Annotated in this window: 12 protein-coding genes and 1 tRNA gene; 9 read left to right on the top strand and 4 right to left on the bottom strand. The window is 44.5% G+C overall.

The window, feature by feature from the left end; translation table 11 throughout:
* Positions 1–48: 48 nt before the first annotated feature.
* The gene (locus tag H6550_00130) at positions 49–1,968 is read right to left on the bottom strand and encodes a tetratricopeptide repeat protein (protein MCB9044518.1); all 1,920 of its coding nucleotides are present in this window, start codon (positions 1,966–1,968) and stop codon (positions 49–51) included.
* Between the two features lie 159 nt (positions 1,969–2,127).
* On the opposite strand from H6550_00130, the gene H6550_00125 reads away from it, so the two are divergent.
* The 4 genes from H6550_00125 to H6550_00110 all read left to right on the top strand — a co-directional run bounded on the left by H6550_00125 (position 2,128) and on the right by H6550_00110 (position 8,030).
* Positions 2,128–3,306, top strand: coding sequence for a DUF4856 domain-containing protein (locus H6550_00125; GenBank protein ID MCB9044517.1), 1,179 nt, complete (start codon positions 2,128–2,130; stop codon positions 3,304–3,306).
* An 82-nt stretch (positions 3,307–3,388) separates the two neighbouring features.
* Positions 3,389–4,474 (top strand): imelysin family protein, encoded by a 1,086-nt coding sequence (locus H6550_00120; protein MCB9044516.1) that lies wholly within the window; start codon positions 3,389–3,391, stop codon positions 4,472–4,474.
* Positions 4,475–4,477: 3 nt separating this feature from the next.
* Complete coding sequence (locus tag H6550_00115) at positions 4,478–5,854, top strand: HTTM domain-containing protein (protein MCB9044515.1); 1,377 nt, start codon at positions 4,478–4,480, stop codon at positions 5,852–5,854.
* Complete coding sequence (locus tag H6550_00110) at positions 5,844–8,030, top strand: TonB-dependent receptor (protein ID MCB9044514.1); 2,187 nt, start codon at positions 5,844–5,846, stop codon at positions 8,028–8,030. Before H6550_00115 ends, H6550_00110 begins: the two co-directional genes overlap by 11 nt.
* Before the next feature lie 3 nt (positions 8,031–8,033).
* On the opposite strand, the gene H6550_00105 is transcribed toward H6550_00110, so the two are convergent.
* Positions 8,034–8,840, bottom strand: coding sequence for a hypothetical protein (locus H6550_00105; GenBank protein ID MCB9044513.1), 807 nt, complete (start codon positions 8,838–8,840; stop codon positions 8,034–8,036).
* A gap of 150 nt (positions 8,841–8,990) precedes the next feature.
* Here H6550_00105 and H6550_00100 point away from each other — a divergent pair, with 150 nt between their 5' ends.
* Positions 8,991–9,494: an NAD(P)H-dependent oxidoreductase gene (locus H6550_00100; protein ID MCB9044512.1), complete on the top strand. Its 504-nt coding sequence runs from the start codon at positions 8,991–8,993 to the stop codon at positions 9,492–9,494.
* Positions 9,495–9,509: 15 nt separating this feature from the next.
* Complete coding sequence (locus H6550_00095) at positions 9,510–10,766, top strand: metallophosphoesterase (protein ID MCB9044511.1); 1,257 nt, start codon at positions 9,510–9,512, stop codon at positions 10,764–10,766.
* Here the strand turns inward: H6550_00095 and H6550_00090 are convergent.
* Positions 10,758–10,955: a hypothetical protein gene (locus tag H6550_00090; protein ID MCB9044510.1), complete on the bottom strand. Its 198-nt coding sequence runs from the start codon at positions 10,953–10,955 to the stop codon at positions 10,758–10,760. The genes H6550_00095 and H6550_00090 overlap by 9 nt on opposite strands.
* A 171-nt stretch (positions 10,956–11,126) precedes the next feature.
* Between H6550_00090 and H6550_00085 the strand changes: the two genes are divergently transcribed.
* Positions 11,127–12,056, top strand: a complete 930-nt coding sequence (locus H6550_00085) for a TIGR01777 family protein (GenBank protein ID MCB9044509.1) — start codon at positions 11,127–11,129, stop codon at positions 12,054–12,056.
* Positions 12,057–12,058: 2 nt separating this feature from the next.
* On the opposite strand, the gene H6550_00080 is transcribed toward H6550_00085, so the two are convergent.
* Complete coding sequence (locus H6550_00080) at positions 12,059–13,264, bottom strand: alanine dehydrogenase (protein ID MCB9044508.1); 1,206 nt, start codon at positions 13,262–13,264, stop codon at positions 12,059–12,061.
* 45 nt (positions 13,265–13,309) lie between these two features.
* On the opposite strand from H6550_00080, the gene hscB reads away from it, so the two are divergent.
* Positions 13,310–13,834 carry a Fe-S protein assembly co-chaperone HscB gene (gene hscB, locus H6550_00075; protein MCB9044507.1) on the top strand — a complete coding sequence of 175 codons (525 nt, stop codon included), beginning with the start codon at positions 13,310–13,312 and terminating at the stop codon, positions 13,832–13,834.
* An 81-nt stretch (positions 13,835–13,915) separates the two neighbouring features.
* Positions 13,916–13,999: transfer RNA gene (locus H6550_00070), tRNA-Leu, on the top strand.
* Positions 14,000–14,219 lie beyond the last annotated feature (220 nt).

Below are 14,219 nucleotides of genomic sequence, written 5' to 3'. Positions count from 1 at the left end.
GTCAAAAAGTATGTTTATAAAAAAGGGGAGCCATGCTCCCCTTTTTTATCATGTAAGAGGAACCTGTATGGATACAACCGTACCTTTGTTACGGCCGCTGTCCCATTCTACTGTACCTTTAAGGTATTGTATGCGGCTTGCAATATTTTTCATGCCGATACCATCAAATTTCGTTTTATCAGTTGTGTCAAAACCGATGCCGTTATCTTCTATGGTCACAGATATTTCATGGCCATCTTTGATAAGTGAAATATCCAAAATGTTGGCTTTTGCATGTTTGATAACATTGTTCACACATTCCTGCACAACGCGATACAGCATTATTTCAATATTCTCATCCAGTTTCTCATTCAGACCTTCGGTATGAAGATTTATCTTCAGCACATGCTGATCTATCTTGTTGATAAACGTACGCACTGCAGCTGCAAGACTATTGCGCAACAATGAATTAGGCATGATATTATGAGATACAGTGCGTACTTCTGAACAACTGTCATCAACAAGTTTCAGGGCATTTTCAAATCTTGTTCTTTGTTCTTCGCTGGCAAAGGTGATACCGTCACTAACTGTGGACAGGTTTATCTTTGCAGCGCTCATCATTTGCCCTACACCGTCGTGTAGGTCGCCCGCAATCCGCTGCCTCTCGTTCTCCTCTGCTTCTATTATTGCTTTTGTAGCCAGTTCCTGTTGTTTCATTACCGCAGCCTGCAAGGCAGCGCTTTGTTTCAGTTGATATCGTTTGTACCAGGAATAGCTGAGTAGCGTCAGAGCTATAAACAAGGCAGCAATGCCGGTAAGCATGTAATTTTTCCTGGTGAGCTGAAATTCCTGCTCCTGTATCCTTTTCTCTTTTTTTTCTGTTTCGTATCTCGTGTTCAGTTCCGCTATCAACGCCTCGTTGTCCATTTGCCTGATAGAGTCGCGGTAGGATTTGTAAAGCTGCAGGTACTTGTATGCAGAGTCGTACATTTTATTGCGCGCATAAAAATCCGACAAGCTTTCGAGGGCTTCGTAGTGCTGTTTGTTGTTGGCTATCTGAATAGCCAGTGTCAGCGCTTTTTTGATATAGAGCTCTCCTTGTTCCAGGTCGCCTTTTCGTTCATAATTTTCTCCCAGGTAATTGTAGGTGTATGCCAGTTCAATGAGTTCGTTCATACGTTCACGCATCTCGATAGACTTTACCAGGAAGTATTCGCCACTGTCCAGAACCCCCGATTTGGAATATATGGCACCCAGATCGTTGTATATGAATGCTATATCAGATGAATCACCTTTTGTAAGATATATCTCCCTTGCCTTGTTGTAGTAGACCAGCGCTTTTTTATACTCGCCCCTGTCGCGATTGATAATGCCAAGGTTATCGTAGCAGTCAGCCATGCCGGGCGTGTCTTTTGTTTGTTCGCACATCTGTAGCGCACGCAGGTGCCATTCTTCGGCCTTTTCGAGGTTATGAATGGTGGCGTAATAGGATCCCAGCCCTGAACAGGCATAGCCTACAAAGGTATCGCCCAGGTGTTCTTCTGTAACTTTAAGGCAAGCCATATAATTGACGAGTGCAGAGTCGTAATTGGCCTTTCTGCGATAGAGCATGGCCATATTTCTGTAAGAATAGTATTGATAAAGGTAGTTGTCTCCCTGCCGGGACAGGTCTAGCGCGCTCTGAGCAGATGTCATCGCCTCGTCCAGATAACCGGCCTCAATATCAGCACTCGTAAGTATCAGGTTCGATTTTATGATCTTATCGGTCAGCCCGTTCTCAATTGCAAAGGACCGCGCTTTTGTTGCCCACCCGATACTGGCCTGCAGGTCGGAACTGATGGTCATAGCAGCCAGTTTGTAGTACAGCTCAAAACGCAGTTCTTTATCCTTTTCTGCATCAGCTGCGGCGGCCAGTGAGTCTATTTTGCTACCGGCAAAAGCAGAAAAGCTCAGTAATGTAAATAATATGCATATGTAGTAACGTGTCATATATCTTGCTTTTACAGCATACAAAATACTAATTCATGCACTATTTCCCTTTTCCAGCGGGCTTTTTCCTTATTATGTAAATCCTTTTTCCCAATTGTTAAAGTGAGCAGATCATACCGGAGCTACATTTGCGCTCTCAATTCATCAAAGAGCATGTTAATGAAAAAAGTGATCATACCGGGACTGGCAGTAATGGCTTTGCTGACAACATCCTGCAACAAAAAAGAAAACACAGTTATACCTGCTACGTCTGAGCAAAAAATTCCTTATTCATCCCTTTCATCCTCAACCAGTTACTTTTCTAAGTTCGTGGATGATAACGGAAATTCAACGGTTGACTTCAGCGGTCAGACCACACGTACCATGATGTTCTCAGAAATAGATGCCTACATAAAAACAGGTACTACCGGTACGCTTAGTGCGGTTAAGCTGAAAAATATGTTTGAGAATAAGAACAATCCTTTCTCCGATGCATCTCTTAACAGTGCGACTGACAAAGTCATCTCTGCCAAGACAGCGCAGTCATTCTCAGCTACGAATGCTGATGCAGAACGCCAGGTGTTCCTGGGATATTTTGCAGAACTGGAAAGGATCAGCGCCCTGAACGGACAAACAGCAGAGCAAGGTAAAGCAGGCTTGCTGGGTGGTAAAAGACTGGTAGACGAAAAAGGCTTTGAATATGCGCAATTCATCCAGAAAGGTTTGATGGGTGCTATGATGCTGGACCAGATATGCAATGTGTACCTGGGTGATGATGAACAATCGGCTGATAATACAATAACGGTAGAAGGTAAGAACTATACCGCACTGGAACATCACTGGGACGAGGCTTATGGCTACCTGACGAAGAACGAAGTGTACCCGATGAAGGATCCTGCAGATGCTACTAAGTACCTGGAGAGCTACCTGGGTGGTTATGTACGCCAGGTGACTGCTGCTGCGGGAGGCGACCCTGAAGGCATATTTCTGGCATTTCTGAAAGGGCGCGCAGCTATTGTGAATAAAGACATGGCTACTCGTGATGAGCAGATAGCTTACCTGCGTACCAACCTGGAGAAAGCCGTAGCAACTGTTGCCGTGAGCTATATGAACAAGACAATGGCAGAGTCTGACCCCGCTTCAAGGTTCCACGAGCTTTCTGAGGGTACGGGTTTTGTGTATGCTCTGCGTTTTGCGCACAATGCAAAGATCAACAGGGTAAAGTCTGATGAGTTGTTGAATATACTGAGGGGTAAGAAAGATGGCTTCTGGTCGCTGACAAATGCCGACCTGGAAAATGTACGTAACCAGATAGCAGATGCATTTGGTATAGATAAAAATGTTGAAGTGAATCACTAACCGAAACAAAATATTGGTGGTTTGTAGAGCGGCACGACATAGGTTGGTCGCTTTACATGTTTAAAAGAGTAAAAAGATATTGATGAAAAAATGGCCATTGTTTTTAGGTTTGATGTTGGTAGTAATGCTGGCAGCTATATCGTGCAATAAGGAAGGCAACGAGCCGGCACCTATAGCCCAACTGGACAGGAAACCTATGCTGGAGAACTATGCGAATAATTTTATCGCTCCCGCATATGCAAAAATGACCACCGATGTTGAGGCTTTGGAATCTGCAGTTTCAGCCTTTGTTGCGACACCTGACCAGACAAAATTCATTGCTGCACAACAGGCGCTGGCAACTGCTTATCTTCAATGGCAAAAGACTGACCTGTATGAATTCGGTCCGGCAGAAGGCGCGCAACTACGTTCTTATATGAATACCTATCCTGTAACGGTAAGTAAAGTGACAGATAACATCAGCAGCGGCACATACGACCTGGAATCATTTGGGAACAGGGATGCACAAGGCTTCCCTGCGATGGATTACCTGCTGAATGGTACAGATATGAGCATGTATACAACAGGTGCGAATGCAGCTGGCAGAAAAGCATACCTGTCTGCCGTTGTTGCCAAGATGGCGGAAAAAATAAAAGCGGTGAATACGGATTGGTCTACCTACAAAAGTACTTTTATTGAAAGCACGGGTACGGATGTGAACAGCAGCCTGTCGCAGGTGGTGAATGGCTGTGTACTGTATTACGAGCGTTACCTGCGTGGTGGTAAAATAGGTATACCTGCGGGTGTTATGTCCGGTACACCTTCGGTTGGACATGTCGAGTCTTTCTACTCGCCTGAAAATTCTATTCCATTTGCTGTTGCAGCATTGAACGAGGTGAAAAACTTTTATACCGGCGGAACGGCCGCAAGTATGCAAACTTACCTGGCAGCCATTGGTACAAAAGATGATAATGGCATGCTGATGGCAGATCTTATACAGCAGGAGATGACAGAGGCTATCAACAGCATGAAAGGATTGAACGGCACACTGATCGATAATATCAACAACAACAGAACTTCCGTTTTACAAGCTTATGATGAGATACAGGACGTAGTACCATTGCTCAAGGTAGACATGGTATCGGCATTCAGTATATCCATAACATATACAGACAACGACGGTGACTAACCGATGAAACAAAAAATAGCGAACATAGCATCAGCAGAACAATTTGAGAAGCCGGTATACTCGGCTTCTCTTGCTGTTTTCAGGGTAGTGTTCGGTTTCATGCTTTTTTTCAGTACCGTTCGTTTCTGGTTGAAAGGGTGGATAGAAGAATTATATATCAACCCGAAGATGTTCTTTACCTACTGGGGTTTTGAATGGGTGCACCCGTTGGGACAATATACTTACCTGTTGTTTATTGTTTGTGGTATCAGTGCATTGTTCTTTGCATTGGGATTGTACTACAGGATAGCTTCCATTCTGCTCTTTCTCAGTTTTACTTATATAGAACTGATGGACAAGACCAACTACCTGAACCATTACTATTTTGTAACGCTTGTACTGTTCCTGATGATGTGGTTACCAGCTAATGTCAATTTTTCGTTGGACGCTATGCGCAAACCACAGATAAGCAAACGCTTTGTGCCACTGTGGACGGTAGGCAGCATACGCATGATGATGAGCATCGTGTATGTGTATGCAGGACTGGCCAAATTAAATTCGGATTGGCTTATAGAAGCTATGCCACTGCGCCTGTGGTTGCCCGCTAATAACGATATGCCTTTGCTGGGACCACTGTTCAATCATTTGTGGGTGGCGTATTTTTTTAGCTGGTTCGGAGCATTATACGACCTGACCATCCCTTTCTTCCTGCTCAACCGCAAAACACGACAATATGCCTATGCAACGGTTGTCGTGTTTCACCTGCTTACGGCTGCTCTGTTCCCGATAGGGGTATTCCCATATGTGATGATCGTATCTGCATTGGTATTCTTTGATTCAAAAGATGCGGACAAGTTCGTGCAGCGAATGAAAGAGTTCTGGCCGTTTTTACATGCAGATGATGATAAGGACATGTTTGGCTACAAACCCAAAAGGGCAAAGTTGTTGCGCAGCATGTTTGTGTTGTTTTTTACGATACAGATCATCATGCCATGGCGCTACCTGCTGAATAAAGGAGAGTTATTCTGGACAGAAGATGGTTACCGCTTTTCGTGGCGGGTGATGCTGATGGAGAAAATGGGTTATGCGCAATTTATTGTGAAAGATGCCGCAACAGGCAATAAGATAACGGTGAATAACAATGAATTTCTGACGCGTAACCAGGAACGTATGATGGCAACGCAACCGGATTTTATACTGCAATATGCCCACTACCTGCACGACGAATTTACTACACGCGGTGTGCACAACCCGGAAGTATATGCTACTATATATGTTGCTATGAACGGACGCAGAAGCAGGCTGTATGCTGATACTACTGTTGACCTTGCCAAAGAGACCGACACCTGGAGACCTAAAAAATGGATACTTGATTTTGACGATAAGATACATGGATTATAGAAAGATATTGACGGGTGTTTTATGTTTGTTGCCGGTTGCATTGCTGGCACAAGACAGCACGCGTAATACTTTGAATGAAGTAGAGATAACTGATGACAGGCAATCTAACTTCGGGCATATGTACCAGGTAGATGGTATGAAGATAACAGCGGGTAAGAAATCGGAGGTAATCAATGTAGAAAAGCTGACCGTAAACAAAGCGACCAACAATACACGACAGGTATACGCAAAGGTAGCCGGGCTGAATATATTTGAAAATGATGGATCGGGCCTGCAACTGAGCATTGGTGGCAGGGGGTTGGATCCTAACCGTACTTCAAACTTCAACGTTCGCCAGAATGGTTATGATATAAGTGCGGATGCTTTGGGCTACCCTGAGAGTTATTACACACCACCTGCTGAAGCTTTGTCGAAGATAGAAATACTGAAAGGAGCAGCCGGGCTGCAATACGGTACCCAGTTTGGCGGGTTGTTGAACTTTGAGATGAAACAACCGGGAGGTAAAAACGCCTTTAATATCGAAAGCCGCCAGACGGTTGGTTCGTTTGGGTTCTTCGGTTCTTATAATGCTATCAATGGTACAAAAGGCAGGGTTTCTTATTACGCATATGCACAGTATAAGCGTGGTAACGGCTGGAGGCCTAACAGCGGGTTTGAGTCTTTTAATGGGTATGCGCATGTAAATTATAAAGTGAATGATAAAAACACATTGGGTATAGAATACACGCATCTCAACTACTTGTCTCAGCAACCCGGCGGACTGGATGATAATATGTTTGAGCAGGACCCAAGACAAAGTAACCGTATGCGCAACTGGTTTGCCGTAACATGGAACCTGCTGGAGGGGGAATGGGATTATCGTATGTCTTCGCGTACACGCTTGCAGACGAAGGTGTATAGTCTTGTTGCCACAAGGGATGCAGTAGGTTTTCGTCCTAACAGGCCTTCGCAGGCTGATATAGGCGGTCAGCGTGATCTGCTGACAGGCGAGTTCAGGAATACAGCTATGGAGTCGCGCCTATTACATCGATATACTATAGGCGGCCAGCAGCAGGTATTGCTGGCAGGCGTACGCGCTTACAGGGGTAACAACAGCAATAAGCAGGGTTATGTAAATAATGGCGCTGGTGCCAACTTTGAATTTGAGGATGAGACCTCACAGCTTATTTCCAACTATTCATTCCCTAACCTGAACCTGGCTGCTTTTGCAGAGCATATATTCAGGCTGTCGTCAAAGTTTACGGTAACACCCGGTGTACGTGTAGAGTATATCCGTACGGAAGCCAATGGTTCTTACCACGACCGTGTGTACGACCTGCGCGATAGTATAGTAAGCGATGTAGAAACACAAGAGAACAGGTTGTTGCCTCGCGCATTTGTGTTAGGTGGGGTGGGCATGAGTTATAAGCTGGCCTCAAATACTGAAGCATATGGTAACTTCTCGCAGAACTACCGCTCTGTAACGTTTAATGACATACGCGTGGTCAACCCATCGTTCGAGATAGACCCGGCCATAAGCGATGAACGTGGGTGGAGTAGTGATATGGGTATGCGCGGCAGTATTATGAATACGTTTCGTTATGATGTTAGTATGTTCTACCTGTATTACGGCAACCGGATAGGCGAGTATTATGCCGTAAAAGATCGTAACAAAGTGATACGCCGAAGGGGTAATGTTGGTGTGGCACAGATATACGGACTGGAAACTTTTATGGAGATGGACCTGCAACGCTACTGGAAGCCTGTACTGGAAAAACTTCAAGCAACCGTTTACTCAAATCTTGCTTTGACCAATGCTACGTATACCAAAAGCCCGATAAAGAATATACAAGGCAAAAGGGTTGAGTATGTACCCTTCATTAACTGGAAGGCCGGGGTTCAATTGGGTTATGAAAAATGGAAACTAACTTACCAGTTCAGCTACCTGAGTGAACAATATACGGATGCCACCAATGCAGAAACCGGTGGTTATAGTGCTGTAAATGGTAAGGTGCCTGCTTATTATCTTATGGATCTTTCTGCAGGGTGGACACATAAATGGCTGACCCTGGAGGCAAGTATCAATAACGTAATGAACGTAGCTTATTTCACACGCCGGGCAACGGGCTATCCCGGTCCGGGTATCATCCCCGGCGATGGCAGAAGTTTCTACCTGACTGCAGGGGTGAAGCTGTAGCTCTTACCTGAAAACATAATGTTTAATACCCTCACCACCTTTCAGGTTCAGCAGGTAGTAGGTGATGTGGAAGTCAATATAAGACAAGTGCGGGTAAAAATCACCCGTAAATACTGAACCGTATGTGCCATTGCCAACCACAGTTTCTACATGATATTTGCCTGCCGTTGATAGTGGGAAATGATACCTGATACCATAGTCAATCAACCCGACACGACGCAGAATAGCGTTTATTTTAAAGCCCGCAATGATGTTTACCCAATTGGTCTTTACCCCGGCAACGGGAGCGAAATTCATACCATTACTCACCGAAGTGCCTGACTGACTATAAGTAGTTGCCCCATAGGCATAACCGGTAGTTGTGTGCATTTCGTATGAAGCACCCAGCAGGCCGAAGAGATCATACGTAGTTTTCTCTTCGTGATGGTCTAAAAGGAAACCTACCTGCAGGGGGATGGCTATGGCGTAACCCGTACTGCGTTGGTCGCTATAGCTGGATATGCTGGAGCTGCTACCTATATTATTGTAGCTGTACTCATCCAGCTTCATTCTGAAGGTAACGGACCTTGTCGTGATATTACCTCCTGTCTCAATGCACATTTTGCCAAACCTCAAATTGATATTTGCTCCGCCGGATGCATTGACGATGACCCTGCGTGCTTTTAGTGCGGGGTAGTTGGTAGTTGTTCCCTTGCCCATAACAGGTATGGTAGCTATGGGGCTGAAGTGCAGGCCGAGGTTTACTTCCTGTGCCGATGCAGATGAAAAAGCCAGTAATAAGATATATGCTGCAAAGAGCCTCCTGTTCATCCAAAACATACTACACACAAACGTACAGCGATAATTTTTATTTTCTGTGGTGTAGCCTTGGTAACATACAATATCAATTGCATTAATCCTGTCTTCAGCATTCGCAATAGTAGTTACAACGCAAACCTTTTACCTTTACGCTCACTTATTATGATAACGGTAATATCAGGAACAGACAGGAAAGACAGTATGACACTCAGAGTAGCAGCACTATATACCAAGCTGCTTCGCGATAAAACGGAAGAAAGCGTGCATCTGCTATCGCTTGAGGGGCTGAATGTTTGGGATAAGCAAGGCAAACTGAAAGAAGCGGAGCAAAGGCTCCTCATCCCCTCGGAAAAGTTTGTATTTATCATGCCGGAGTATAATGGCAGTTTCCCGGGTATTTTAAAGACCATGATAGACAATAGTGATATACGCAGGTGCTGGTGGAATAAAAAGGCAATGCTGACAGGTGTAGCTGATGGCCGGGCGGGCAATCTACGTGGTATGGATCATATGACAGGTGTGCTGAACTACCTGAAAGTAAATGTATTGCACAATAAGATACCTCTCAGTCGTATAAATGAAGAAATAGACAAAGACGGTAACCTTCTGAAAGAAGAAACTGTTAAAGTTATCAATAACCAGGTAGATGAATTCCTTAAATTTTAATTTCGTAACTGCATAATGAGAACACGTTTCCTGATCTTTCTTACCGTTGTAGGCCTGGCCGAAATATATAGTTTCATTGCGGTACGCTCTGCCCTGAAGCCTATGCCGGGTGTCTGGCGGACGATCCTAATGGGGTTGTACCTGTTTGCTACTACTGCTACCTGGGCCAGCTTTATCCTTTTCAGGCAGTTGAACTGGGCAGCAATGCCCCATCTAATCAGGAATATTTTTGTGGCTTTCACTATCGGTTTCTGGGTAGGTAAAATATTGGTAGGCGCAGTGATGATAGTTGATGACTTGCGCAGATTGTTCATGTGGGTGATCAGCAGCTTTCTCAGCCCGACGGTAAAAGAAATGAAGACAGACCTTGGCTTCGGTACAGGCATTACCCGTTCCGTTTTCCTGAAAAGAGTGGCATTGATATTGGGTGGCACAGTGTTGGGTGGTTTTCTGTATGGTATCACCAACCGGTATAATTATAAGGTAAGACGTATCAGCCTGAAGTTTGACAATTTGCCTGCTGCTTTCAAAGGGTTGAAAATTGTTCAGATATCAGATATCCATTCGGGAAGTTTTGACGATCATCATGCTGTGGAACGGGGTGCACAAACAGTTATGGCCGAAAACCCGGACATCATCTTTTTTACAGGCGACCTGGTGAACAATAAGGCAGATGAGATACAACCATATACCGATATTTTCTCCAAACTGAGTGCGCCACTGGGCGTTTACTCAACTCTTGGTAATCATGACTATGGCGACTATGTGCAATGGCCAAGTGATGAGGCTAAAAAGGAAAACCTGGAGTGGCTGAAAAAGACCCACAGTGATATGGGTTGGAAGCTGATGATGAACGAACATGTGGTGCTGGAAAGGGGAGAGGATAAGATAGCAATAGTAGGTATTGAGAACTGGGGGGCGAAAGCGGGTTTCCCTAAATATGGGGATATGAAAAAGGCCTATGCAGGATTACCTGAAAAACAAGTGCCTTTCAAAATATTGCTCTCGCACGATCCATCGCATTGGGACAACCAGGTGCAGCAGGAGTATCCTGATATTGACCTGACACTGAGTGGCCATACACACGGCATGCAATTTGGCATAGAAATACCCGGATTTAAGTGGAGTCCGGTAAAATATGTGTACAAGAACTGGGCTGGTTTGTACCAGAAAGGCAGTCAATACCTTTATGTAAACCGCGGTTTTGGATTCCTTGGCTATCCGGGCAGGTTGGGTATACTGCCTGAAATAACAGTTATAGAACTAGCCTAACGCCTTGCTCAACAGTTGTTCGACAGCTTCTGCCCTAGGCGAAAGCAGGTCTTGCTCTGCCTGCAACAATACGTTCCTGAGGTCACGAACCAGTGCGGGTAAGCTATTGTCACGTGTAGTTGCCTCGTCGGGAACTTCGTGCTGAGATGGTTGGATAACTGTAAAGTGATTAAGTAAAGTTTTATTCATTTAAACGGCTTTTCAACTTAAACGAGGCTTGCCTGTTTTTATTGTATGGTAAAAAGAAAATATGTACAAAGTGTTATTTATATAACATAGGCTGATTAGTATTTGTAGGGAAATTAATCTATTTTTAATCTGCAGTGCCGACCAGTGTCGGTACACAGCACCTGGAACGATATGAAATATATAGGCATAACTGGAGGTACTGGTTTGGTTGGCAGACATCTGTCGAAACTACTGGCCGATGATGGTTATGAGATAATCGTCTTTACCCGCAAGCCGGATAAGAACCGTAAGTATATTAAAAATACCACTTATGCCGAGTGGGACCCCCTTAAGAATAAGATAGACACAGCACAACTGGCTAAAGTAGAGGCCATGGTACACCTGGCTGGTGAAGGCATAGCTGACAAAAGGTGGACCGAGCAGCGCAAGACTGATATTGTAGATAGCCGTGTAATAGGTACTAAGTTTCTGGCAGAGCAGCTTAAGGAGCATGGAAAGAACTGTAAAGTGCTGGTATGCTCGTCTGCCATTGGGTATTACGGAGCAGATACAGGTGAAGATCCTTTCAAGGAAACAGCTTTGCCGGCTGATGACTTCCTGGGGAGAACCTGTGTACAATGGGAGGCTGCTTCTGAACCGGCCAGTGACTTTGTTCGCAGAGTTGTGCTAAGGTTTGGAATTGTACTGGGCAGGGAAGGTGGGGCATTCAGGGAGTTCAACAAACCCATGAACTTTGGTATCATGCCCATACTGGGGTCGGGAGACCAGGTGGTGAGTTGGATACATGTACGGGATGTAGCCCGGATGATTCGTTTTGCTATTGAAAGAACAGAAGTGTCGGGCATATTCAATGCAACAGCCCCGCTGCCTGTAACTCATTCAAACCTGGTGCATAGTATGGCCCGTGCTAAAGGTGGAATAAAAATACCGATGCCCGTGCCTGCTTTTTTGCTGAAACTGGTATTGGGCGAAATGAGTATAGAAGTGCTCAAAAGCTGCACAGTAAGCAGTGGTAAAATAAAAGGAAAGGGTTTCCGATTTGAGTTCCGAGATATAGAAAGTGCGGTTAGCAACCTTTGCACAAAACCTGCCAAAAAATAATGCTACTTATATGCGTAGTCAGACAAGTATTCATACTCTGAAGTCAACTTCCCGTTTTCGCAAATAGTTGCCCGGCGGATGATGTCGCTATCTGTGCTTAACAATTCTTTCAGTACATATTTTTCAAAATGTGCTCCGAAGTAGTGGGATGCATCCTTGGGCAGCTCATTGGGCAGGGTGTCTACAGCCATTACATCTATGATATCTGTTACAGGCTGAAATGGTGCTGTCTTTTCCAGTGTTTTCCTGTCAATACCATAAACCGGGTCGGCAATTGTGGTGGCAGCTACATTAATGGGCACGGAACCGTTGATATCGCAGGTAATATCTGCTATAACACTGATGCGCCAGTCTTTTCGTTGAATGTCTTTCTTGTCAAAAAGGCGTGCAATGTCTTCATCCCAGTATATGCCGTTCATCAATATGTCTGTCTGGGTTATATAATTAGAGAACAGGCACTTATACATGTCCGGGTTGGCATGAAAATCGTCCCGGTAAAACTTGTCATTGTCTTTACGCGCATACAGGTGACTTCCTTTTAGTTGGGTGTATACAGGATAGTCATAATTATGCGTCAGGTAGTCTTCCGGCTCTACAGATTCTATATCCAGGTGGGTCATTACCTCTACAATACCCGCTGCTACCCTTCCTGAACCTGTTACTGCTATTTTGATAGCCGGCAGTCGTTTGCGGCGGTAGGTATTGATAAGTGCAGGGAAATCATCTACCGTATGTGCGGGAGGCAGATCATACTGCCCGAATTTTTTGCCGTAAGTAAGCAAGCCGTTGTGCGCACCTACTATACCTGCAAACAATCCGAAGCCCAGTATTCTTTGTTCATCTTTAAAGGTGAGGCATTCGTAATCTATCATGCGTATGCGCTTCTCTATGAGTGCGTGCATCAGCTTTTGGTTGTAAGGTTGTTTCTTTTTGGTATGAGAGAAGAAGAAATAAGTTTTGTCTTCCAGCAGGTGGTCTACAGATGCTTCTTTTATGCCTAAAAGGATATCGCAGTTGCCCAGGTCTTCGGTTATGGTTATTCCTTCAGCTACGTATTCAGCATCTTTGCAACAGCGTGTTGCAGATGGTTCCACTACTATCTCCACATTATCGTATTTCTCCATAATATGGCGGCATTGCACCGGGGTGAGTGCCACCCTGTTGTCCTGTGGTTGTTTCCTTTCTTTTATTAATCCTATTCTTATCATGGCCGGCAATTTTGTTATCAAAGATAACATACGCATTTTTGCCAAATGGTTAACTATTTTGAATTATACGATATACCTGTAAGTTTCAATCCTGACCAGGCACTGGTGAAGAGCAAATACTTTGAACTGAGCCGTAAGTACCACCCTGACCGTTTTACGCTGGCAGGCGCTGAGCAACAGGCTGAAGCTTTACAGATGTCGTCGGCCAATAACCAGGCATATAAGGTGCTGAAAGACCCATATGCTACCATGGCTTATATACTGAAGCTGAAGGGTGTGCTGGAAGATGAGGAGAAATACAATCTGCCGCCCGACTTCCTGATGGAGATGATGGACCTGAATGAGACTGTAAGCCAATACGAAATGGAACCGGAAAATGTTGAATTACTGAAAGAATCGCAGGAGATGCTGAACAGCCAGCTGGAAGAATGGGAACTGGAGGTAACACCCCTGACCACGCTGTTTAATGAAGGAGGTGAGACGGAAACGCTGCTGAACGATATAAAGGACTATTATTTCAGGAAGAAATACCTGTTGCGGGTTAAGGATAGAGTTGATGAATTGTCTTAATGTAACGCTGTAAATAAGTGAAATAAATATTGCTCATTCACTAAAGAATAGATACTTTTGCTACCCCAATTCTAGAAAAGCGCCCAGATGGCGGAATTGGTAGACGCGCTAGACTCAAAATCTGGTTTCTTTACGGGAGTGCAGGTTCGATTCCTGTTCTGGGCACATTGATTACCAAGCAGTTACGTATAAACGTAGCTGCTTTTTTGTTTACTCTCATTTCATTTTGCACTAAAATTTGCACTAAACTTATAAAGGAGGCCAATATTGGTCTTTATTTGAGTAACAAACATGCGCGTCTTGCTGAATAAATTCAGCATAGTCCAATTCCACCATCTGAGCTTAAAAAACTTGAAGTATTCCAGTAAATAAGTATATTAGGTAT

It is taken from the genome of Chitinophagales bacterium (assembly GCA_020636495.1).
Lineage (GTDB): Bacteria > Bacteroidota > Bacteroidia > Chitinophagales > Chitinophagaceae > UBA5543.
Note: the sequence above shows the minus strand (reverse complement) of the source record. Positions and strands in the feature narration are given on the sequence as shown.

Coding starts and splice junctions, on each gene's coding strand:
- H6550_00130 (MCB9044518.1), bottom strand. CDS start 1,968: ATGACACGTTACTACATATGCATATTATTTACATTACTGAGCTTTTCT.
- H6550_00125 (MCB9044517.1), top strand. CDS start 2,128: ATGAAAAAAGTGATCATACCGGGACTGGCAGTAATGGCTTTGCTGACA.
- H6550_00120 (MCB9044516.1), top strand. CDS start 3,389: ATGAAAAAATGGCCATTGTTTTTAGGTTTGATGTTGGTAGTAATGCTG.
- H6550_00115 (MCB9044515.1), top strand. CDS start 4,478: ATGAAACAAAAAATAGCGAACATAGCATCAGCAGAACAATTTGAGAAG.
- H6550_00110 (MCB9044514.1), top strand. CDS start 5,844: ATGGATTATAGAAAGATATTGACGGGTGTTTTATGTTTGTTGCCGGTT.
- H6550_00105 (MCB9044513.1), bottom strand. CDS start 8,840: ATGAACAGGAGGCTCTTTGCAGCATATATCTTATTACTGGCTTTTTCA.
- H6550_00100 (MCB9044512.1), top strand. CDS start 8,991: ATGATAACGGTAATATCAGGAACAGACAGGAAAGACAGTATGACACTC.
- H6550_00095 (MCB9044511.1), top strand. CDS start 9,510: ATGAGAACACGTTTCCTGATCTTTCTTACCGTTGTAGGCCTGGCCGAA.
- H6550_00090 (MCB9044510.1), bottom strand. CDS start 10,955: ATGAATAAAACTTTACTTAATCACTTTACAGTTATCCAACCATCTCAG.
- H6550_00085 (MCB9044509.1), top strand. CDS start 11,127: ATGAAATATATAGGCATAACTGGAGGTACTGGTTTGGTTGGCAGACAT.
- H6550_00080 (MCB9044508.1), bottom strand. CDS start 13,264: ATGATAAGAATAGGATTAATAAAAGAAAGGAAACAACCACAGGACAAC.
- hscB (MCB9044507.1), top strand. CDS start 13,310: ATGGTTAACTATTTTGAATTATACGATATACCTGTAAGTTTCAATCCT.